This window comes from Psychrosphaera sp. 1_MG-2023 (assembly GCF_030548245.1).
In the GTDB taxonomy this organism is placed as follows: Bacteria; Pseudomonadota; Gammaproteobacteria; order Enterobacterales; family Alteromonadaceae; genus Psychrosphaera; species Psychrosphaera algicola.
In genome coordinates this window covers 104,743-127,577 of record NZ_JAUORW010000015.1, presented here as the reverse complement: position 1 = coordinate 127,577, position 22,835 = coordinate 104,743, and the positions used below count along the sequence as shown (strand labels likewise).

Sequence of the window (22,835 nt, the reverse complement as noted above, 5' to 3'; positions counted from 1 at the left end):
TTTTTGGCTGTTGAAAAAAGTAAGGTCGACGCAGTCGAAATAGCCGCCTGCAAGGCAAAGAAAGGCGCAGCCTGCAAGGCAAAGAAAGGCGCAGCCTGCAAGGCGAATTATGCACTTCCTCTGCACTCGGTTGGAGGTTCTTAATATCGCTTAGACTCTTTTAGAATGACGTTTTTTGTTCTGAAATTATGAGTCAATTTAGGGCGGAATATTTGATTCCTCTGCGTTTGGTTGGAGATCCCAAATATCGCTAAGGCTCTTTTGGGATGACGTTTTTTTTCTGTTTGGTTTGGAATGACGTTTTTAATCTAAACCACCAGATTATTTCACCTAAATTTCAGACTGCATATTACTTCGTCTAAATCCCCCTTAGTTGAGATTTATATCTCGAAGTGAACGGCAGGGACGCCGTTGCAAGGGATGGTTGTATATGGACATACTTACATTCCGTCTTCGACGATAATATAAATCTTAAATAAGGATTAGGGATTTGGCCGAAAGCGGCCTTTTTGCCTACTTTTTTGGCTGTTGAAAAAAGTAAGGTCGACGCAGTCGAAATAGCCGCCCGCAGGGCAAAGAAACTTCAAGCCCGCGCCATTATGGTCGACGCAGTCGAAATAGCCGCCTGCAAGGCAAACAAACTTCAAGCTCGCGCCATTATGGTCGACGCAGTCGAAATGGTCGACGCAGTCGAAATAGCCGCCTGCAGGGCAAAGAAAGGCGCAGCCTGCAAGGCGAATTATGTGATTCCTCTGCACTTGGTTGGAGATCCCTAATATCGCCGAGGCTCTTTTAGGATGACGGCATTTTGTTTATTTGGAATGACGTTATTTCTGGTTATTCGTAATTAAATTCTATCTAAATACGTTGTACAGGGTTACACCTATAAACTAGTAAAATCAAAAACTCGTTTAAAGGTAAAAGCTTGATTGGTGTCGCCATGCTTCCGAACGAATTCAAGTTTACTTACGGCTTCTTCAAGCGTTGGAATATGTCCTTTAGGTATCCACCACATTACGTAATTTTGTTCTGGCAATGCATCAAACCATTCTTTTTTACGACTTAAAAAGTCTCGGTGGTGTGTTTTAAACATGAAGTGTTTTAAAGCGTCTGGTGAGGTCCATACCGACATATTGACAATAATATTAGGATCATCAAATATCTTTATTGCAGTTGCATCACCAGATTCATCTTTTAATCGCCACACAAAACCGTCGCTGTTTTCAGCAAGCAAGTTTACGGGCTCTAAGTTATCGACAAAATCTTTAATTTCAGGTGCGTCTAAAGGAAATTTTGCTGTGGCGATATTCAATTGTGCTAGATGCATTTGGGCTCCATTTCAGACTATTTAGCATGTTGCTAAGCACTTGGGATAAGTTAGTTTGAATAACAAACTAAACTTTGTTCACTTGCTTATTATTTGTGGTCAAACCGATAAATACCATCCCATTCTAAATCGGGGTCATTTTTAAGAGCGCGACAACGTTCAATTAAACAATGGGCGGCTTTGTGCTGATATTCATTTTCTAATTTTATAAATTCTTGTTCCGCCGCGGAAAAGTCGCCATTTTGATACAGGGTAAACGCCCGAAGGTACATAGTTTGAGCAATTTCGTTAAATGACTTCGAGGCGTCTTCGATACCATAAACCTCTGTTGCTGTGCTCTTCCCTTTCACAATTATTTGGTCGACAAAAGCAAACATATTGCGATACTGATCGGATAATTGAGACAACAAATCCTTTGTCACTAAAACGTGCTGCCCATACACCTTACTCAATGACGTGATACGCGACGCCAAATTAACGGTGTTGCCAACAGCCGTATAATTGTATCTTAGCTGCGTCCCCATGTTTCCGACGATTACAGGTCCCTGGGCGAGCCCGAGTGACAATGCAATATTTGGTAATTGTAAGGTTTGCAGCTCTAAGTTAATTTCTTTAACTGCCTGTTGAATACCAATCGCAGCAATGATTGATTTGTCTTGATATCTTTCTATATCGGCTGGGGCATTAAACAACGCCATCACTTCATCGCCGATGTATTTATCCAACATTCCTTCATTATTAATGATATTTTCAGTGACAGGCTCAAATACAGTATTGAGCAGTAAAATAACTTCCTGGGGTTCTAAGTTTTCCGACAGGTTTGTGAAGTTTTGAATGTCGGTAAACAACACAACGGTTTCCTTTAGATTGCCTTTTTGATCAGCACTAATCCCTTGCTCAACAATACTTTCTACAACTTGAGGTACAACGTAAGAGCTAAACGCAGACTTGACTGATCGATAGCGATTTTGTGTCATCAAGAAGTTCTTAAACTCCAATATGATCAAACAAACAAAACTGTAAAATAGTATTTCAAATACCTTTAATGCTTCATTTGCGACATACAAATACGACATTGACGCGACAAAAATTACGCCAAAATAGCCAACGTATAATCCCCACCGCAACCCGTCATTTACAATTAGCTTGGCAAAAATAGACAAGATTAAAATACTGACTAAAGCCAAAATCATACTGACTTGAGACTCGTGCTCATACCAATTATTTTGCAACATATTAGACAAAGCAGCCGCATGAAGATGAACGCCGGGAGTATATGGGTCAAGGGCGGTGGGTCGAATGTCATAAAGTCCTATTTCTGACAAACCAATGAGTACAATTTTATCCTCAAAAAACTCTGGAGAAATATGACCATTTAGGACATCAGATGCACTGACAGTAGCTATTTTCCTTGGAAAGTTTAACAGTACAGAATTTTGGTTTTCTATGAGTAAATTATCACCTGTCAGTTTTCTAATTCCAGTATTATCTAACTGAACTTCAAGCTCTTTATTGGTGTAAAACTGAAATGCTTGTACCGCTAAAGTTGGTAAAACGAGATCTTGATAGACATACAACAGAGGATAGTTTCGATAAATACCATCACTATCTGCAGTGACAGAGAACAACGCACAGGACATTGCAGCATCTGCGATTAATGGGATATTAACTTCAGCATTTTTAATGGCTGGCAAATTGACATACGTAGAGGTTATTTCAACCCGTTGTAAAGCGCAGTTTTCGATATAGGGATAAGACTCATCTCCACCCTGTTCTTGGCTTCTTCCCCTCAAGAAAAAGCCTAGAATGACATTGTCCATATCAACGAGCGTATTACTAAATATAAGATCTTCGGCTGGGTCATTTGACGGTTCTGAAAAAACCATATCCGCTACCACAATAGACGCAGCATCAAGTTGACCAAACATATCGGCGATTAAACTACGTGGCCAGGGCCAACGTCCAAAGTCGTCTATCGACTTATCATCAACATCCAAGACAACCACGCGGTCATCTATTTCATGATGATATCCCAACTTATGTAGTAGCGATATTTCTAGATCAGTAAACTGATATGAAAACTTTTCAGCCCAACTAGGCCAATAATTAAAGGTAATCAAAGTGAATAAAAACAGATAAAAAACCGACAAGCGGTTAGCAAATAATTTTATTATTAGTTTATTCACGTAAACCCTTACCGTTTATACTGTTGCATATAACCAATCTATCAGAACGAAATGATTTGTGGTGATTGATTTTCATAACCTGTCATCGTACGACCAATATTAGCGTTGATAAACGTAGGATCCGCAACCACAAAACGTTTGCCTCTAACCGTAAATGCATCACCTTGAATATCCGATTTTACGGCAACGGCGGTCGCTATATGCCCGTCATACTGTAAACCGACAACTTCATTCCCTAGCAAATTTTTCACTAGATAGGCAAATAGTACCGCTCGGTCTTCACAGTCAGCATAAGGATAATGAATGGTTTCACCGGCGAACAAATAGTTTTCATAGTTAAATTGCTGTTGGTCTGTTTGATAACGCAAGCTCTTCTGTACAAAGTGCAATATAACATTTAAAGCGCGTTGCTCTGACATGCCCAGTATATAAGGACGTAATTGATTCAGCAGTTCCTGTTTGGTGCCGTCGGGTAACTCAGCTTGAAAATAGTATTCCATGCTCAACTGAGGATAATGATCTAAAAACTCAATATACGAAGAGTTGTAATGCGTACTCACCGTTACCGACTTATTGTCTATTGTTGTGGTTAATTTTCGTGATTTATCAGCGGTTCCGTGTTTCGGCGCAACGCTTAAATCAATATTAACTTGTTCACTTGCCGAACTATGTTGCTTGTCATAGGTATACACACTACCAACACTAATGGGTTGCTTTTCGGCAAGATCAACAAAGTAGTATTTGCCATCTTTCAAAGAAAAGTATTTTTGGCCAAACAATTTTTGTTTCACGCTCAGCATTAAATAAGCTTTGCCATCGTTGTACGCAACTCTGGAATTAAACCCCTGCTTAACAAGGTAAAACCAACTGTATAACTGCATATCGTTCTTGCTTAGTCGTGAGCCCGAAACCAAATATTCATGAGTTAATAGTGCTTGGCCCCAATCATCTAACGCCAAATCGTCAGCTGCAGCTTTAATAGCTGCCACCTGATCTTTAAACTGAGTTTTTGCCATCGACAACCAGCTATCGGCAATCGTATTACTGTCTAATTTTCTGATCCCAAGCGGCTTGGCGTCTAGTTTCGGCATCACCAATGTTTGCCCCAACATTCTCACTGTTGTCCTGCTTTCGCCTTTTTTCACATAAACAAACTGCTCAGGCGCTGGTTTAACAACAGGCTTAGGCTTTGGTTTAGGTAGCGGTTTTGGTTCAGTTGGTTTGTGAACAAGTTCTGGTTCGGAAGGAACAGGATCTGGCTTTTTAACAATTTCTGGGGGCGGAACCGGCTCAACAGGTTTTGCTGGCGGCAAAAGAACAACTGGCTGCGGGTCAGCCTCTACTTCAACAATTGGTTCTGGCTTCGTTTTAGGAGGGGCAGTCACTTTAGGTTTCGAATCGCGTTTCACCTCAGGTTCTACTTCGGTTTCAACCCAGTTTGCCTTTAAAAATTGAGCGAACTCTTTGTCATGTTCATCGACAAAGGTTTTAAATTCTTTCTTATACTGCTTTAACCACTCTTTAAATTCCTTTTCATCCGAAGCATATGACCCCGTTATTGTTGATAATAACAGTGCTACGACAAGTGATTTTTTGAACATGACCATCTCCCTTTTAGTTAACTTTAGTCTACTGCATCTAACGCAATTTTGAGAACTTTTATTTGTCGATTAAGACTTTTTATTTTGTTTAGTCAGTGTGAAATTGACTATTCTATAAAGTGTAGATAGTCTTTAAATGTCGACTTTAATAAATACTAAGTGAAATGGATCAATGAAAACTATATGGACAATAATGTTATTATTGCTTTCACAGTTTGGGTGCGCTCAATCTATTCCTAATTGGGTGCATGCACCATCCCTCGATTCACAATCAAATTTCTATTCAGTAGGCTCTGGTAGTTCTTTAGAAGTAGCTAAGTCTAATGCCTTAACAAACTTAGCTTTACGACTAATTGTCAACGTTGAAAGTGAGACAGAGAGTTACTCTAACTTAGACAACGGTAAGCTTAACCAAAGACTCAACATGTCCACAGTTCAAGCCTCGGAGCAATTGACCTTCGTAAAAACCGAAATAATCAAAACCCATGTAGAAGGCGAAGAAACCCACGTATTAGTTTCCGTCGACAAAATGACCGTATTTAATTCCATTCGGGATAACTTCTCAAATGTCATCTTGCCTCTGACCAATAGTGACAAGGTGCCAGCCGCACAAATTTTGGTTAATCGACTTAAATTAGACGAATACCTTCCTCTATATCAAAAGTACTTATCGTTGCTGCGCGCCTATCAACAACCGGTACAAACAATCGAAAATGCACTGAATCGCTTTCGAATCGCAAGCAATGACCGAATTAATCAAACCGCTTTCACTGTGATCACCAATAAACAAGATGAATTAGGATTGGCAAAATCTTATTCCGACCGGTTGCTCAAAAAGGGGTTTTCAAATTCATCCCAGGCTAATACATTAAAATTGACCTTAGTTGGCCCTGAACTGCAATATTCGATGCAAAATGATCACCATGCATATCGTGCCATTGGCGAGGTCTTTTTTTCCTATAATGGTGATGTTGTTTTAACTAAAAAAATCGACCTGTTTGAATTCGATAAAGATAAATCTATAGCTTGGAGCACGTTAGTATCCGCTCTTAACAGTATTGTTCCGGAGTAATAACAGTGAAAAAAATAATAAAAATAATTTTAGCTGTCAGTTTCGTCACCGCTGTTTTAACGGGTTGTGTGATGACGCCGCAAACCGACGCACTAGGTAATAGCTTTGTCGGATTTGGAGAGCATCAAATCGTTACCGAAGAAGAAGCAAAGAAACTGCCCCGCGGTGAGCGATTAACCCGGATCAGTATTGATATGCAAAATATTGGGTTTAAAAAGGTTAAGGTTTCGAACCTCATGGATTCGGTAACAGAGTCAATACTGAGTATTTTTGAAAACCAATATGAGCTATTAAGTCGCTATACGCTAATTGTTGATGATCACAAAGATGTAACCTCGTTTATTTATGCAAATGAAGGCAAGTCAAGTGAAGAGCTAGCTGAAGAGGTTCGTCGATTTGATATGATGGCGGAAACAGAAGACCAAAAAATTGGACCAAAACTCCAACGTTACCGAACCGCTAATGATGAGATCCAAAAACAAAACACCATTTTGGCAGGTGAATTAGTTAAACAAACCGTTCGTTTAGCCTCATTTTTTCAAGAAAATTCAGAAGAATTACTCGGTGCAGATGCACTCACAATGTTGTTAAACGCAGGTAAAATATCAGAAGCTTATAACCTTGCTGAAATACGCATTCACATGGCGTCAATTGCCAATGACTTTATTGACGATGAAAAAGCAGTGTTAGAGATTACGAAAAAAATTCAAGGGATATTAGATGAAAAACTTTGAGCCATTGGTCACTAAACACAAATTTCAAACTCCCTTAAAAGTTTGTGCGTCGTTTTGCATATCCCTTTTTATGCTTGCTTGTTCTGGTGTTGACGTTAAATATCCGGAAAAAACGACCAACAACCTCGTTCCAAATAATGTGTCTTCAACTATAACGGTCGCTCGCTCAGCCTATAAATTTGAAGACAAAGATATACAAGTACCGTCAAACTTTGACACCCAAGGGTTAAATTCATGTAACTTTTCCATAGATAATGAATCGTCCACCTGCCCATTGAAGAAGAAAAACGTACGTATTTATTTTGGTGACAACCGAATCGTCACCACTAATGAGCAAGAACGCAATGCAATGGAGCAACTCACTAACGATCGTCTCGGATTGATGTTAGAAAATCAACTAGCCGGCGTAAACCGATTCCGCATCGTGACGCGAGATACGATTACCGAAACAGAGCAAACTCAACAATTTATGGAACAGGATGCAATGGAATTGGCGCAAGTTATTGCGAACAAAAAAGTTCTGCGTCCAGACTACCTAATTAAACTCGACACCATAAAAACCGCAGAACGATTTTACGCCGAGTACAATGGCGTCGCTCAGTATAATGTCGAAATGACAACCAGTGTTATCGACCCTTTTACCAAAGAAAAACTGGCCTATCCAAACATCGGAAAAATTCGGGTAAAAGGCACGGACGTGCGAGACAAAGAGTTTTTTGTTTATACCGAAGTTAATAACCGTTATTACACTGGCTTTAATTACAATGATTTAGAAAACATCAGTGCTGTATTTTCTGGCATGGCATCTAAGTCTTTTGACATTTTACTATCACGGTTATTAACGGAAATGCCATCAAGCGCCCAGGTTTTAGCGTTTAGAAACGACCAAGCAACACTTGATAGAGGTCGCAATGCTGGTATTTTGAATAAAGAAACTATGATCTTATTTCGATACGAAATGGGTTTTGTAGAGCCTATTGCCGTAGCTGAAGTTAAACCATCAAAAAATAGTTCCATCGCCCACATCATTCGATGGAAAAATAGCGACGAAGCAGACAAGTTAAAAAAAGCATCAGCCAATACGATTTTTCGTGTTCCAAATGAACAAAAAATATTTGCAGTCTCTGTTGGCCTGCCTGAAGACTTTGTCACCACGAGGCTATAAACATGTATCGTCTATTCGTTGTTCTTGGTTTCCTAATGAGCAGTTCCGTTTTTGCTAACCCGACCCATAAAGTCAGTTATGACGAAACAACTCAAATGGTCAACGTTGAAACACAACTTTGTTTATATGGCAGAGGCATACAGCAAGCGTTAATTGAAACCTCTTACCAAAACTTGAGTAATTACCTGCGCGTTGAGTATCGTCAAATTTCAACTTCCTTAGCAAATAAACATAACCTGAAAAAAAAGCAGCGTGAATATATCGAATATTTACTCACGCTTAAGTTAAACAAAACAACCTTGCAGCATGATTTTTCATTTGTTGGTAACGATACCTGCACCACTGCTAAAGGAAACTTTGAACTCGCCGAGCAAGTAAAATTTGAGTCACTTTTTGATTTTCCCCCTCCGGCAATGTTTCATTTTGTAACGACTGCTCAAAATCTAAATCAATATTTAACTCAAAAACTCAACCTATATAATGTTGTCGTAAGACCTGAGTTATTTGCAAAACACTTAACGGTCATTGATAATTTGTCGGTCCAATATACGGCAAAAACCTATTACCAGTTTGACCTAACGGCCTACAACTCTAGCTTATCACTAGCAAGCAACTCGGTTTATATTGACGCCGAGCAACCTTATGTAAAAATATTAAGTAAGTACCTTCAATCGCGTTCTTTTTCAATTCAAAGCCAACCTAGCAATGCATTTTGGACTGTAAAACTCACCGCTAATATTGAAGACCAAAAATACTTATCACTACAGTTAGAGATATCAAATACCGATGACTTTCAAACCATATTGGTAAATAACAGTCGTCAACTACCGGCAACCACGCTGTCGAATCCAATTATGTTAGAGAAGTTTTTTAATGTTCATATTGAACTGATGAAACTCAATGAACATCTACGTACAAAAAGGTAATTTGGTAAGCTGAGCATTAATAAATAACCCGCCTAGGGCTACTAGGCGGATTAGTATTACTATCTCTTTCTTAATAATAGACCGAGCGCTGCGCACAGAAAAATGGCTCTGTGATCCGGCTCTGGTACGTTAACTACATCAGGTGCCGCTTCGCCAAATATATTAATATTGCGAAGACCAAAAATTTCACTTCCAGAGTCAGCTTTAACGCGTAATCTAAGTGCTAATGTATTGCCTGTTGCTGCAATCCCTCGATTGAATGTGGCAAACTCGTTTGTCATTAATTGGCCATCTATCGATAGCGGATCTTGAAAGGTCACTGATTTTCCTGACGCCATAATATACTGCATTTCTTTGCTGTTTTCGGTTTGAATGTTAAACAATGCCTGGTGTTCGCTAGCGTCTATTGAATAATCGAACTCTAGCTTGTCAGAAGTTTCAAAGTCTCCCATCGCAGCAAAGTCGATTCCAAGGTTAATACTGTTATATCCAGCAATTGAAAATAACCATTGAGCCTCGACCCACTGCCCGGAGGTTTGCGAATTAACCGTGTCAGATAAAGCAAATAAAGGGGTGAACTGCGATGCAGTGGTGATACTTTTAAATCCGAGATTATCAGCCGGAGAACTAAGTGTTTCGTCAATTAAACTGCTTGGTAACGCGTCGAAATCTATCGGATTAAATTCGCCAAAATAATCATCAGGTGAGGAAAACCCAGCTTGAAATGGATTTTGGTAATTCACTAGGTTTTTGGTGCCATCCGCCGTAAGGGCAAAGGCGATAAGTTCGCAGTTACCTTTGGCTGGGGTAAATAATAGGAATAATAAAGCGGTTATTAAATAGTTTTTCATGGTACATCCTTGTCTAGTTTTAAAACCTAAAAACTAGCCAGAACCACTTAAAACAACAAGTCCAGTTTTAGTAAATCACTAAAAACTGGACTTTAAATACTACCGCTTTGCTATCTTCGATAAATGAGACAAAGCCGCTGCTTTTGCTTCATCTTTGGTAGCATAAAGCTTGCCGTCAATTCCATCCGCAACGCCCGCAGATCTCAAGGCACGGTCCATTTGATATCGAGAAAGTGCTGTGGGGAAAACGTAACAACTGACTCGACAACCGAGGTTTTGATTCATTCGTATTGCGTCAACTAGTATAACTTCGGCTTCTGGGGTCGCAGCTTCTAAGTCATCTGAAATGCAAATTAATGCCCAAAACTCCCCGTTTAAAGGCGCTATGACCTCTTCAACCGAGTTAGCAAAAAACGACATTAACTCAGTACTTGCGGCGCCTCGAAATGTAGCCCAAACAATATTGCCCTCTAAAGACAAAGTTAATTCTGACCGAAATCCTTTAAATCGCATGAGCACCCTACTAATTCCCTATTATTGCCCATAGATTAGATCAAATTTCCAATAGTCGCCACTGGTTTAATGCTAACCCATATTTAATTCTTGCATCTTTCTGGTTATGGTATTACGCCCCCAACCGATACGTTTCGCCGCTTCTTGTTTGTGGCCACGCGTATGACGCAATGCAATATCAATTAGAGCCCGTTCAAAAGCGGCCTGAGCATCCTTGATAATGTCTGATTCACCTTCGCCTAATCGCTTATCTAACCAAGATTCAAAACTCGATACCCAGTCATCAGCTACCGCGGATGGATCTTTAGCCGTTTTAGAGGTGCTCGTTGCCGTTAACATTTCCGGTGGTAAATCATCCATAATGATCTCTTTACCACTCGCCATTACGGTCAACCAACGGCAGGTATTTTCAAGTTGGCGAACGTTACCCGGCCAAGTGTATTGCGATAAAAATTCTGCCGCATTTTTGGACAACATTTTGGCGTCAACAGCCAGCTCTTTGGCGGCCTTGAACAAGAAATGTTCACACAATTGTGGGATATCTTCTTTTCTATCTCGAAGCGCTGGAATGTGAATTCTGATGACATTTAAACGATGAAACAAATCTTCCCTAAATTTGCCTTGGTCCACCAAGTTTTCCAAATTTTGGTGGGTCGCAGCGACAATTCGAACATCAACAGAAACCGGCTCGTGACCACCGACTCGATAAAATTGACCATCAGCGAGTACACGTAATAGTCGAGTTTGGATGTCCAATGGCATATCGCCAATTTCGTCCAAAAATAAGGTTCCGCCATTGGCTTGTTCAAATCGGCCTTTTCGTGCAGCTGCAGCCCCCGTAAAGGCACCTTTTTCATGGCCAAACAATTCTGATTCAATAAGATCTTTTGGAATTGCAGCCATATTCAAGGCAACAAACGTTTGTTCTTTTCGTGGGCTGTGTTTATGCAACGCGTGGGCGACAAGTTCTTTACCCGTTCCCGACTGACCATTGATTAAAACGCTTACGCTAGAGCGTGACAATCGCCCGATCGCGCGAAACACTTCCTGCATCGCTGGGGCTTCACCAATAATCTCAGACGCTGGCTTTTGTTTTACTTTCAGTTTACCGCTGCGCTTTTTACCATGTTCAATCGCACGGCGGGTCAAATTAACCGCTTCGTCAATGTCAAAAGGCTTTGGAAGATATTCAAATGCGCCCTGTTGATACGCGTTTACCGCACTATCTAAATCAGAGTGCGCCGTCATGATGATAATTGGCAGTTGCGGGTGACTGGCCTGCATTTTATCCAATAGCTCCATACCGTCCATCTCTGGCATTCTGATGTCCGATATAATCGCTTCTGGTTCATCATATTCAAGTCGTTGCAACATCATAGTTGCAGAGGCAAAAGATTCGACTTCAAATCCATCTTGTGTAAGCGCTTTTTCCAAGACCCAACGAATTGAGTTATCGTCATCTACTATCCAAACTCTACTCATTATTTACTTCCTTCATTGTCTTGTATTACAGGGATAAAAATCGAAAATGCTGTTTGTCCGGGCCAACTATCTACTTCTATTGTGCCTTGGTGTTGGTCGATTAACGTTTGTGAAATAGACAAACCTAAACCATTGCCGTCTGACTTGTTGGTCACCATTGGATAAAAAATTGTACTTCTTAGCTCATCGCTAATGCCTGGACCATTATCAACAATGGAAATTTTCAGGACTTGTTTAAAACGCGTGCCATGCATAACTTTAGAACCCGCAAATCGTGTTCTCATGGTTAATAACGGTTCGAAATTTTCTGGTTGATTAGCGGCGTATTCTAGTAAAGATTGAATGCCATTTTTGACTATGTTCAAAACCGCCTGCTCTAGTTGGCTAGGGTCAAAAACGGTGACTGGTAAACTAGGATCATAATCACGGTAAACTGTAATAAACTCAGGTTTGTCCAGCTTAACCAAATTATAGACTCGTTCTAAAACAATATGGATATTATTGGCTTCACGTTTAGGCGGGGTGTTTGGACCTAATAATCGGTCCACTAAGTCTCGCAATCGGTCTGATTGCTCTATAATCAACTGAGTGAATTCTTTTAGCTCTTCGGACTCCAGACTTCGGCTTAATAATTGAGCTGCACCACGAATACCACCGAGTGGATTTTTAATTTCATGGGCGAGTCCCCGAATTAGATGTCGGGAAGCACTAATATGGTGCTTTTGAGTATTTTCTTGGCTTATTTTACGCAAATTTTCATTTTGACGAACTTGAAGCAGACATAACGTCTCCCCTTCAACCATCGCCTGATCAGCGCTGACTTCGACTATTGAATGACGTCCATCAGGAAATACGACTTCAACCTCATTATCTGCAAAACTGCGACCGTTATCCCACAACTCAGCCAACAAAGCCTTTGGAAATGTATGATATATGAGTATTTTAAAAAATATTTGTCCCTGTAATTTGCGAATACTTTGCCCAAACAACATGGCTGCAGAATCGTTACAGAATTTAATTTTGCCGCTGCGGTCGAGTAAAAACACCGAAGAACTTAACTGTTCTAAAATTTGTTGGCTAACACCAGGGTTAGACGACGTTGGTTCGTTCATGGAAAAATCCGCACCGATATAGTGCATAGGTTTATTGAGTTTAGCCGTAAACTGGCTTTTTCTCAAATATCATTGCACCGATTTGGTTAATTAACCGATGCTCTATGCAAATAAACTGTTATTGGCTTACTTACTGCAATAACCTTGCCTGAATCGTTCCAAACTTCTAACTGAACACGGTGTTCACCGCGATCAACGTCACGTAAGATGAATACAGCTGACTTTTGAGGGCCTGCGACCTTCTTGTCGTCGAATTTGAGAACTACGCTCATACCACGCTTAAAGGATGGTTTAATCAAGCCATTGATATACAGCGAGCCAGTGTTATCTCTTATCGTGTCTTGATCAAGCGGTTTAACGATGTCGATTGAAACAACATCTAGGAGATCTTCTTTTGTTGTATCGCCACTAATTATTGAGGCGTCAACAGATTGGATAATATTGGGGGTTTTTGAAACATCTATCGTATCTGATTTAACATTAGGTTTTGGAGAATCAGAAAACACAAGTACGCCTTCAGCATTACGCCAAACGTATATTTTTTTCTTGTCTGCTGCTAGTGAATTAGTACTTATTAATACTAGAATTAGCAGTATTACGAACTTCCCCATGTTCTCTCATATCAAATAATAGACGTTAGACATAATCTAGCGAATTTTTAACTTTTTGGCTACAAAAAAAAGCCCACTCATGCGAGTGGGCTTAGATCTAATTTATTAATTTAAGTGAATTAAATTAATATTAGCAGCTGTAGTACATTTCAAACTCAATTGGATGAGTTGTCATGTTAAGTTTTTCAACTTCAGCGCGTTTTAATTCAATGTAAGCATCGATAGTGTCGTCTGTGAAAACACCACCAGCTTTTAAGAATTCACGGTCAGCACTTAGTTCATTAAGCGCTTCTTCTAAAGAAGATGCAACTTGTGGGATCGCTGCTGCTTCTTCAGCTGGTAAGTCATACAAGTCTTTATCCATAGCATCGCCAGGGTGGATCTTGTTTTTGATACCGTCAAGACCAGCCATCAACAACGCAGTAAATGCTAAGTAAGGATTCGATGACGGGTCAGGGAAACGTACTTCAATACGACGTGCTTTTGGTGAAGGTACTACTGGGATACGAATAGATGCAGAACGGTTACGTGCAGAGTATGCCAACATTACCGGAGCTTCGAATCCAGGGACCAAACGCTTGTAAGAGTTAGTAGAAGCATTGGTAAACGCGTTAATCGCTTTAGCGTGCTTAATTACGCCACCGATATAGTAAAGCGCAGTTTCAGAAAGGCCGCCATACTTGTCACCAGCAAATAAGTTTTCGCCGTTTTTAACAAGTGATTGGTGAACGTGCATACCAGTACCGTTATCGCCAACAATTGGCTTAGGCATGAATGTCGCTGTTTTTCCATATGCATGCGCCATGTTATGAACAACATACTTATAGATTTGAACTTCGTCAGCTTTGTTAACGATAGTATTAAAACGACAAGCGATTTCATTTTGACCAGCTGTAGCAACTTCGTGGTGATGTGCTTCAACTACTAAGCCCATTTCTTCCATTACTAAACAAGTCGCTGAACGCCAATCGTGTGAAGAGTCAACAGGTGCTACTGGGAAGTAACCGCCTTTAACGCCAGGACGGTGTCCTTTGTTACCATCTTCATAAGACTTATCTGAGTTCCATGCCGCTTCTTCAGCGTCAATTTTATAAGAAGAACCAGACATGTCAGTTTTAAATTTAACATCGTCAAATACGAAGAATTCAGGTTCTGGACCAACTAATACTTCATCAGCAATGCCTTCAGCACGCATATAAGCTTCTGCGCGTTTAGCAACAGAACGAGGGTCACGTTCGTAACCTTGGCCAGTACCAGGTTCGATTACGTCACAACGAATGTTTAACGTAGTCTCTTCTGTGAATGGGTCTAAAACAACTGACTCAGCATCAGGCATAAGAACCATGTCTGATTCATTAATACCCTTCCATCCTGAAATTGAAGAACCGTCAAACATTTTGCCGTCTTCAAAGAAGTCTTCGTCAATTTGATGATAAGGCACAGTGATGTGTTGCTCTTTACCTATAGTGTCAGTGAAACGTAAGTCAATAAATTTAACTTCGCTCTCTTTGATTAGGTTTAAAACCGTTTGAGACATTGTTTTCTCCAAGTTAAAAAAATATTTTTTCGAGCCCTTTGGCTCATTTAAGTGCATAAGGCAAAGCCAAATTCATGCCATCAAATTTTAGTTATATAATACAATGAGTTACATATTAACCCTGCGTTTCCATCGACAACATTGCACCACAATGGTTCAAAATACGCACCAACATGAGACTAATCAATAGAAAGCAACAATGAGTGTAATTTAGTTGTTACATTTTGTCCGCGATTTTCGTTATTTTTTTACATATAACGTAGTTCAGTTCCTTCTTAGATCCAAAAAAGACCTAATTTGAAATAACCAAAGTTGAATTAGAGTACCGCTACTACTAATGCAACAACCTAAATTACAGCAGTTTAGCAATAACACAATGCAGTAATGAAAATTAACTCACTTTTTGAGATAGCTATCTACTTACAGGTCTGTAAGTAGCGTTCAAAATTGAATTCCAAAATACAACTGCACCATTTTGAGGCAATGGGCATTTTGGCTATTTTTTACTGTCGATCCAGTCTAGTTGACCAATGAGTTTACGGCGGCTGAAAATTAGATTTTCAATTAATGGTGTTAATATAAGCTCCAATGCCAACCCCATCTTCCCACCCGGGACAACAATTGTATTGATTCGACTCATAAAAGAGCCGTCGATCATTTGTAATAAATATGGAAAATCAACATTAGGCACATCTCGGAAACGGATCACCACAAAACTTTCATCTAGTGACGGAATGTCTTTGGCACTAAATGGATTCGAAGTATCAACAGTAGGAACCCGTTGAAAGTTAATATTGGTTCTAGAAAACTGAGGGGTGATATGCGTGAAGTAGTCGTCCATGCTTCGGACGATGCTGCTCATTACAGCTTCGCGGCTGTGGCCTCGTTGGTTAGTGTCGCGAATTATTTTTTGGATCCACTCCAAGTTAACAATAGGTACCATGCCGATTAACAAGTCGACATAATGGGCAACATTATGCTGTTCGGTAACCGCTCCGCCATGTAGACCTTCATAAAACAGACAATCTGTATTGGGTCTGAGTTCTTCCCATGGCGTAAATGTACCAGGCATTTGATTATACGGAACGGCTTCATCAAATGAATGCAGGTACTTACGAACATTGCCACTACCGGTTTCAGAATAACTTTTAAATAAGCTTTCTAATGCTCCAAAATCGTTAGCTTCAGACCCAAAATAAGAAATATGGCGGCCTTGTTCTTGCGCTTTTCTAATTTCCATTTCCATTTCTGCACGTGCATAGCGATGAAAACTATCCCCTTCCAAGATCGCAGCATCCACGTCCAAATTACGGAAAATGTGAGTAATAGCATTTGTGGTTGTTGTTGTGCCGGCTCCAGAGGAACCAGTTACTGCAATTATTGGGTGTTTAACTGACATAAATCTTTTTTCTTAGTTTTGAGACTAGATTGTTATAAAGTGATTATTCTAATTAATCAAGCTTAGCGCGCTGAACATTTTATGACAAAAACAATAATTAGGTCCCTAAAATGATAAAAAACCTAGGTAAATTTGCGTTATTGAGTATATCCACTTTTTTACCAATAACGTATGCATCAACCGATATATTTGTTGCGCAGATCGCAACTAATGGGCAAAAAACACACGTAGTGGAAATAGATAATATTACTCAGCGTCCAGGATATGACAATCAGCCTTATTTTGCAGACGACGGTTCTGGGGTTTATTACACATCTCAATTGGCGCAACAAACAGACATTTTATTTTACAACTTGTCTTCAAAAACACTTACGAACATAACCAAGACATTAGATACCAGCGAATACTCACCGACGCTTGTTCCTGAGTCAAACAACTTATCTTTTATTAAAGTTGAACCTGATAGTACACAGCGGTTATGGACATTAACATTGGGAAGTCAAAAACAAACGATTATCAACAAAACAATCAAGCCTGTTGGATATCATGCTTGGGGCGCTGATAATGATTTGGCTCTATTTGTATTGGGTGAGCCAATGACGTTGCAATATATTCAGTCACCAGAACAAGAAAACGCGAAGGTCATCGCTAATGAAATCGGCCGAGCCCTTCATTATAATGCCAAACATCAGGTGTTTAGTTTCACAACGGGTACAAACAATGCACTTAATACCTTTTCAGCACAGACAGGAATTATCACTCAATACCTAGCTTTGCCTAAAGAAACGCAAGATTACACTTGGCTGAATTCAGATCAGGTCATTGCGGCTATGGGAACTAAAATAATGGTTTGGTCGTTACACACACCAAACCAAACATGGCAGCCTTTATTTGATTTTTCAAACCAGTGTCCAACAAATATAACCCGATTAGCGGTTAATAAATCTGCCAGTAAACTTGCCTTTGTATGTGACGAGGAAACACAATAATGAGTGAACTGCAGATTGTAATTTATTGTTTGATCATATCGGTCATTTTACCATTTGTCGCTAAAGTTCCTTTAGCTCACGCTATGCGTCAGGTTGGTAGTGGTAATATCAGGGGCTACGATAATGAAGAACCCCGCAGCCAGCAAAAAAAGCTTTCAGGTTTTGGCGCGCGTTGCTTAGCGGCCCATGAAAACAGTTTTGAAGCCATCATCATTTTTGCGCCAAGTGTGTTACTTGCCATAGCAACCGACAACCTCTCGCGGGACATTACGCTGCTTAGTTGTGGATTTATCGCTGCTCGTTGTTGCTATTTATTTTTCTACTGGGTCAATTGGGACAAACTGCGTTCATTAAGTTGGGGGATTGGGATGGGTTGTTGTATCGCCATCATGCTTCGTTGTTTGTAATACTCATTCGATAATTGTCTGTTTGTTTTAAAACAGCCTTGCGAGTAACACAAACAAAAACGCCTGCTTAATGCAGGCGTTTTATTTTTCAATAAGACAAATTATTTAGTGTTATTGCTCTCGTGCTATCGCGCGATATGCAATGTCGTTGCGAAATTGAACGCCATCCCATTTTATTTGTTTTACCGCTTCGTAGGCTAGGGCCTGGGCTTCTGTAACTGTTTGACCTAACGCTGTTGCACATAATACGCGGCCACCAGCGGTAACAACGTCATCGCCGTTTAATTTGGTTCCAGCGTGAAACGTTTTTGAATCAGCCGTTGCAACAGGTACGCCAGTAATAACATCACCTTTATTATAAGAACCAGGGTAACCACCAGCGGCTAATACCACTCCAACAGCAGGTCTAGGGTCAAATTTAGCTTCTTTACCTGCTAAATCACCGGCAACCGCAGCCAAACATAACTCAACCATGTCAGACTGCATACGCATCATAATAGGTTGTGTTTCTGGGTCACCAAAACGGCAATTATATTCGATTACTTTTGGCGTACCGTCAGTATCGATCATTAATCCTGCATACAAGAAACCTGAGTATGGATGGCCTTCTTTCGCCATACCTTCAACGGTTGGGTAAATCACTTCGTTCATAATGCGAGTATAAATTTCGTCTGTAACCACAGGTGCTGGTGAATAAGCGCCCATGCCACCCGTGTTAGGTCCAGCGTCATTATCAAATGCACGTTTATGATCTTGACTAGTTGCCATTGGCACAACATTTTTACCGTCGACCATAACAATAAAACTGGCTTCTTCACCCGTCAAAAACTCTTCGATAACAACTCGAGAACCGGCTTCACCAAATGCATTTCCAGCTAACATATCTTTAATCGCATCTTCAGCTTCTTGTAAAGTCATTGCAACAATGACACCTTTACCAGCTGCTAAGCCGTCGGCTTTAACGACAATTGGTGCGCCTTTTTCACGAACGTAAGCTATCGCTGGGTCGATTTCAGTGAAATTAGCATAATCCCCTGTTGGGATATCATGACGAGCTAAAAAGTCTTTGGTGAACGCTTTTGAGCCTTCTAACTGAGCAGCGCCTTTTGACGGTCCGAAAATTTTCAAACCAGCGGCTTGAAATTCGTCAACAACACCAATAACTAAAGGTGCTTCAGGACCAACAATCGTCAAATCGATAGATTTGTCTTTTGCAAATTGTAGTAACGCAGGTACGTCTTCTGCACCTATCGCAACATTTTCAAGTTTGTTTTCATTGGCTGTGCCGGCATTGCCAGGGGCAACATAAACAATCTCTACGTTTGGATTTTGAGCCGCTTTCCACGCCAACGCGTGCTCACGACCACCACCACCGATAACTAGAATTTTCATGGCTGTTTGCTACTCTGCTAAGTTCAAGATAATTTTGGGCGGAAGTATAACACGATGAAATTATTTTTCTGCTGGAAATAAAGTGCTAAAAACAACTAATGTATAGCTAAAACCATGACTGAGCTTATTAGGGCGTTTAGATGGCGTAACTTGTCAATGTACCGAAATGTACGGAAAAAAGTGATTTTTATTTATGGCAAGCTTGCGGGGGACGAAGAGAGGAAGCAGCTAGGGTCAATCTAGGCTATCAAAACAATAGTAAAAGGGGAGCGAACTCCCCATTAACAAATTAGTTTTTAACAAACTTTAATGTCATTCGATCGCTTTCGCCAATCATAGTGTATTTTTCTTTATCTTCATCACCAAGTGCCAAACGTGGTGGTAAAGTCCAAACTCCACGTGGGTGCTGCGCTGTATCTTTAGGATTCGCATTTATTTCACTAGCCGCGGCTAATGTAAAGCCGGCTTTCTCAGCTGCTGCAATAACAAACGACTGTTTGACGTACCCTGAACGCTTGTTTTCTTCCTGATCTAAGTTTTCAGGTAAACGGTGATCTACAACACCTAAAACCCCACCTTTTTTCAGCGCTTTGTAAAATGCTTTAAACGCATTTTCAACACCTACATCACCGTCACCCATATAGAAATTATGCACATTTCTAAAGGTTAAAACCATGTCTGCCGTCCCTTCTGGCACAATATCTAAGGCTTTAGTTTGGTGAAACTCAGTGACTTTGATCCCCGCATAAGCCGGATCGTTCATAATTTTTTTATTAAATCCATCAATCGAACGCTGATAATAGCCAGGTGCGCCATCAAACATATGGAATCCAGCGGCGTAAAATTCTCCGTTTTGTTGTACTACCGGGTTAATAATAGATGTATACCAGCCACCACCAGGCCAAATTTCAACAACGGTCATGTCGTCACGTAAACCAAAAAATTCCAGTGTTTGTTGTGGATGACGAAAAGCATCTCTCTCACTTGCTTGTTTTCTTGCATCACTCATAACAGCTTGGGTTATGGCTTCTTTAGACGCCGCTTGGTCACCGGTTATGGAGTCCATAACTGAAGAACACGACACAGATACTAGGCCTGCAAACAGACCAGCGAGTAATATTTTTTTCTTGGCGAAAGTCATTATTGTTTCCCTTAGTTAACTAATGCCTCCAGTGTAGACGTTTTTAGGGAAATATGACTATTGTTTTATCGGCTGTTACCTCCGGTTTAACTCAAATTCCAGAGACCAAATAGGTATTTGTGTCGGTATTTAATTACTGCAAGGCAACGAACCGTTCACACACATAAATATTATTGATAATGAGGACGTGCAAATGGAAAGGGAGAGTATGAATCATCAAAAAACACTACGTCGTAAAGTGCTCATTTATTCCATTTGAGCACTTTCTAAACATTCTTCTACTCAGGTACTATTTGTTCTGCTCTAAAGTCGTTGTTATCCCCTGGTAGTGTTTTCACAAGATAAGGTAAAACTTCAGCCATTGCCGACGGTAACTTCCAAGGTTGATTCACCAAAATCATACCACTGCCGGTCATCCCTCTTTCATGTGAATCTTTAGCAACATTAAATTCATATAACGCGATATTTTTAACACCTGTGCGTTTAAGACCCTGCTCAACTTTATCAATCCGGTATCTCTCAACAACTGGATACCAAATTAGAATAACAGCTCCTTTAAATCGCTTTGTGACGTCTTTGACATATTGCACCACGCGGTCGTAGTCATCTTTGATTTCATAAGGTGGATCGATTATCACAACGCCACGCTTTTGCGCCGGTGGGAACAAGCCCATGCTTAATTCAAAACCATCACCTTTTATCGCTTTTCGGTAACGATTGGGGCGAATAAACTGACGTAATAAATCAAAATCCGTTGGATGAAGTTCATGAAAGAACCCTTTCCCGTCCATTGGCAGCTGATTAAGAGCAAACCAAGGTGAACCTGGGTATAACACTAAATCGTCAAAGCCATCTTCTTTATTAAATTTCGCGACTACGTCTAAATATTCAGCAACGGCCTTAGGCATGTTTGCACGGTCAGCATTCCAAAGTGGGCCAATGCCCGTTTCAAATTCTTTATTTTTTTGAGCAAACTCATCTTCGAGCTTATATGCACCTGCGCCAGCATGGGTATCAACAACAATATAAGGTCGTTCTTTCTCTCCCATATATTGCAGTACAAACTGAAATATTAGATGTTTTAATACATCTGCATGATTTCCCGCATGGAACCCGTGGCGATAACTCAACATGAAATTTGTTTTTCCGAAGTAATGACTGACATCGCCATTCTACGTCACTCCATAAAAAGGAACAATGATAGTGAAACTCTCTGGCAAATTAGGCTAAAATCCAATTTTGTCCAATTAGGAATAAATCAGACTATGGCTTGGGTGCAACTTCGTTTTCCCGTTAAACAACAACACACAGATGAAATCAGTGACTTCTTAATGGACTTAGGCTGCGTATCTGTCACATTTACAGCCTTAGACGATGAAGCTATTTTTGAGCTTTTTCCAGGTGACAAAAAAATATGGCAAATGTCACATTGTGTCGGACTTTTCGACGCCGCCACTGACATGTCACTTATTTCTGCTGCATTAAGCCAACATTCCTCATTTGATGTCCCGCCAATTATCACAACCGAGCAAGTCGAAGACAAAGATTGGGAACGCGAATGGATGGACAATTTCCATGCAATGCAATTTGGCCAACGACTTTGGATTTGTCCTAGCTGGCTAGACATTCCTGATCCAACGGCATGTAATGTCATATTAGACCCTGGTTTAGCCTTCGGCACTGGAACACATGCAACAACAGCATTATGTCTTGAATGGTTAGAAGGTATGGATTTAACCGGTAAAACGGTATTGGACTTTGGATGTGGCAGTGGCATTTTAGCCATCGCAGCCTTGAAACTTGGTGCTAAACGCGCCATTGGCATCGATATCGATCCTAAAGCGATAACCGCAAGCCTAGAAAACGCGGTACGTAATAAAGTAGAAGATCAAATAGAATTATACTTGCCTGAAGATGCACCGATATTTGAAACCGACGTCATTGTCGCCAATATTCTTGCTGGCCCGTTAAAAGATCTGCAGTCCATAATTGTGGGTTACGGACATAAAGGTACAGAATTGGCCTTGTCTGGCATTTTAGCAGAGCAGGCAGATTCTGTTGCAGCAGCATATCAGTCGAGTGTTTCGTTAAATCCGGCCACGCAACAAGACGAATGGGTTCGAATTGACGGCACGATTACCTAAAAACACAATTACGTAAATTAAAATAATTTATTTTTTTACATCATTTTTTTTTGGCCGAACATTCTGTGTCGGCCAATGTTTTCCCGCCGCTAACCTCTAAGCGATATAAAAGTCAATCATTTCAATCGCTTTTTTCACCCCTTTTTCGCTAATTCAGAAATGTTTTTTTCGAGTTTTTACTCAATTTTAAATGTCAATAGTTTAGTCCACAAAAAATACACAATTTGTTTAAAAAACAACCTTTGA

The 22,835-nt window shown here is 40.3% G+C and carries 21 protein-coding genes; 8 read left to right on the top strand and 13 right to left on the bottom strand.

Annotated features, from left to right (window positions below):
* Positions 1-509: 509 nt before the first annotated feature.
* Positions 510-776, top strand: a complete 267-nt coding sequence (locus tag Q4575_RS14995; RefSeq protein WP_303523377.1) for a hypothetical protein — start codon at positions 510-512, stop codon at positions 774-776.
* A 107-nt stretch (positions 777-883) separates the two neighbouring features.
* On the opposite strand, the gene Q4575_RS14990 is transcribed toward Q4575_RS14995, so the two are convergent.
* The 3 genes from Q4575_RS14990 to Q4575_RS14980 form a co-directional block, all read right to left on the bottom strand.
* Positions 884-1,327 carry a DUF3291 domain-containing protein gene (locus Q4575_RS14990; protein WP_215961746.1) on the bottom strand — a complete coding sequence of 148 codons (444 nt, stop codon included), beginning with the start codon at positions 1,325-1,327 and terminating at the stop codon, positions 884-886.
* Between the two features lie 89 nt (positions 1,328-1,416).
* Positions 1,417-3,513: a CHASE2 domain-containing protein gene (locus Q4575_RS14985; protein ID WP_303523376.1), complete on the bottom strand. Its 2,097-nt coding sequence runs from the start codon at positions 3,511-3,513 to the stop codon at positions 1,417-1,419.
* Between the two features lie 41 nt (positions 3,514-3,554).
* The gene (locus Q4575_RS14980) at positions 3,555-5,114 is read right to left on the bottom strand and encodes a hypothetical protein (RefSeq protein ID WP_303523375.1); all 1,560 of its coding nucleotides are present in this window, start codon (positions 5,112-5,114) and stop codon (positions 3,555-3,557) included.
* A gap of 172 nt (positions 5,115-5,286) precedes the next feature.
* Between Q4575_RS14980 and Q4575_RS14975 the strand changes: the two genes are divergently transcribed.
* Genes Q4575_RS14975 through Q4575_RS14960 form a run of 4 tightly spaced genes read left to right on the top strand, consistent with a single transcriptional unit; the run spans position 5,287 to position 9,011 of the window.
* Positions 5,287-6,186 (top strand): LPP20 family lipoprotein, encoded by a 900-nt coding sequence (locus tag Q4575_RS14975; RefSeq protein ID WP_303523374.1) that lies wholly within the window; start codon positions 5,287-5,289, stop codon positions 6,184-6,186.
* Between the two features lie 5 nt (positions 6,187-6,191).
* Positions 6,192-6,920 (top strand): hypothetical protein, encoded by a 729-nt coding sequence (locus Q4575_RS14970; protein WP_303523372.1) that lies wholly within the window; start codon positions 6,192-6,194, stop codon positions 6,918-6,920.
* Positions 6,907-8,085 (top strand): hypothetical protein, encoded by a 1,179-nt coding sequence (locus tag Q4575_RS14965; RefSeq protein ID WP_215961751.1) that lies wholly within the window; start codon positions 6,907-6,909, stop codon positions 8,083-8,085. Before Q4575_RS14970 ends, Q4575_RS14965 begins: the two co-directional genes overlap by 14 nt.
* Positions 8,086-8,087: 2 nt before the next feature.
* Positions 8,088-9,011, top strand: a complete 924-nt coding sequence (locus Q4575_RS14960; RefSeq protein ID WP_303523371.1) for a hypothetical protein — start codon at positions 8,088-8,090, stop codon at positions 9,009-9,011.
* A gap of 59 nt (positions 9,012-9,070) precedes the next feature.
* Here Q4575_RS14960 and Q4575_RS14955 read toward each other — a convergent pair whose 3' ends face one another.
* From Q4575_RS14955 to Q4575_RS14925, 7 genes are all read right to left on the bottom strand, one after another.
* A complete protein-coding gene (locus Q4575_RS14955; RefSeq protein ID WP_215961753.1) occupies positions 9,071-9,862 on the bottom strand; it encodes a hypothetical protein in 792 nt (263 codons plus the stop codon).
* A 99-nt stretch (positions 9,863-9,961) separates the two neighbouring features.
* Complete coding sequence (locus tag Q4575_RS14950) at positions 9,962-10,375, bottom strand: hypothetical protein (RefSeq protein ID WP_303523368.1); 414 nt, start codon at positions 10,373-10,375, stop codon at positions 9,962-9,964.
* 72 nt (positions 10,376-10,447) lie between these two features.
* Positions 10,448-11,857, bottom strand: a complete 1,410-nt coding sequence (glnG, locus tag Q4575_RS14945; protein ID WP_215961755.1) for a nitrogen regulation protein NR(I) — start codon at positions 11,855-11,857, stop codon at positions 10,448-10,450.
* Positions 11,857-12,969, bottom strand: a complete 1,113-nt coding sequence (gene glnL / locus Q4575_RS14940) for a nitrogen regulation protein NR(II) (protein WP_303523366.1) — start codon at positions 12,967-12,969, stop codon at positions 11,857-11,859. The genes glnG and glnL overlap by 1 nt, the downstream gene beginning before the upstream one ends.
* Positions 12,970-13,055: 86 nt before the next feature.
* Positions 13,056-13,580 (bottom strand): DUF4124 domain-containing protein, encoded by a 525-nt coding sequence (locus Q4575_RS14935; protein ID WP_215961757.1) that lies wholly within the window; start codon positions 13,578-13,580, stop codon positions 13,056-13,058.
* A gap of 130 nt (positions 13,581-13,710) precedes the next feature.
* Positions 13,711-15,117, bottom strand: coding sequence for a glutamate--ammonia ligase (gene glnA / locus Q4575_RS14930; protein ID WP_215961758.1), 1,407 nt, complete (start codon positions 15,115-15,117; stop codon positions 13,711-13,713).
* 496 nt (positions 15,118-15,613) lie between these two features.
* On the bottom strand, positions 15,614-16,516 hold the full coding sequence (locus Q4575_RS14925; RefSeq protein WP_215961759.1) for a phosphoribulokinase: 903 nt from the start codon (positions 16,514-16,516) through the stop codon (positions 15,614-15,616).
* A gap of 110 nt (positions 16,517-16,626) precedes the next feature.
* Here Q4575_RS14925 and Q4575_RS14920 point away from each other — a divergent pair, with 110 nt between their 5' ends.
* Entirely contained in the window at positions 16,627-17,505 is an 879-nt protein-coding gene (locus Q4575_RS14920) for a hypothetical protein (RefSeq protein WP_303523365.1), read from the top strand.
* Positions 17,505-17,912 carry an MAPEG family protein gene (locus Q4575_RS14915; protein WP_215961761.1) on the top strand — a complete coding sequence of 136 codons (408 nt, stop codon included), beginning with the start codon at positions 17,505-17,507 and terminating at the stop codon, positions 17,910-17,912. The genes Q4575_RS14920 and Q4575_RS14915 overlap by 1 nt, the downstream gene beginning before the upstream one ends.
* A gap of 111 nt (positions 17,913-18,023) precedes the next feature.
* Here Q4575_RS14915 and purD read toward each other — a convergent pair whose 3' ends face one another.
* From purD to Q4575_RS14900, 3 genes are all read right to left on the bottom strand, one after another.
* Positions 18,024-19,304: a phosphoribosylamine--glycine ligase gene (purD, locus tag Q4575_RS14910; RefSeq protein ID WP_303523364.1), complete on the bottom strand. Its 1,281-nt coding sequence runs from the start codon at positions 19,302-19,304 to the stop codon at positions 18,024-18,026.
* Between the two features lie 289 nt (positions 19,305-19,593).
* Complete coding sequence (locus Q4575_RS14905; protein WP_215961763.1) at positions 19,594-20,445, bottom strand: class I SAM-dependent methyltransferase; 852 nt, start codon at positions 20,443-20,445, stop codon at positions 19,594-19,596.
* 278 nt (positions 20,446-20,723) lie between these two features.
* Positions 20,724-21,578 (bottom strand): 23S rRNA (adenine(2030)-N(6))-methyltransferase RlmJ, encoded by an 855-nt coding sequence (locus Q4575_RS14900; RefSeq protein WP_303523363.1) that lies wholly within the window; start codon positions 21,576-21,578, stop codon positions 20,724-20,726.
* A gap of 132 nt (positions 21,579-21,710) precedes the next feature.
* Between Q4575_RS14900 and prmA the strand changes: the two genes are divergently transcribed.
* On the top strand, positions 21,711-22,589 hold the full coding sequence (prmA, locus tag Q4575_RS14895; RefSeq protein ID WP_303523362.1) for a 50S ribosomal protein L11 methyltransferase: 879 nt from the start codon (positions 21,711-21,713) through the stop codon (positions 22,587-22,589).
* The last annotated feature ends 246 nt before the right edge of the window (positions 22,590-22,835 follow it).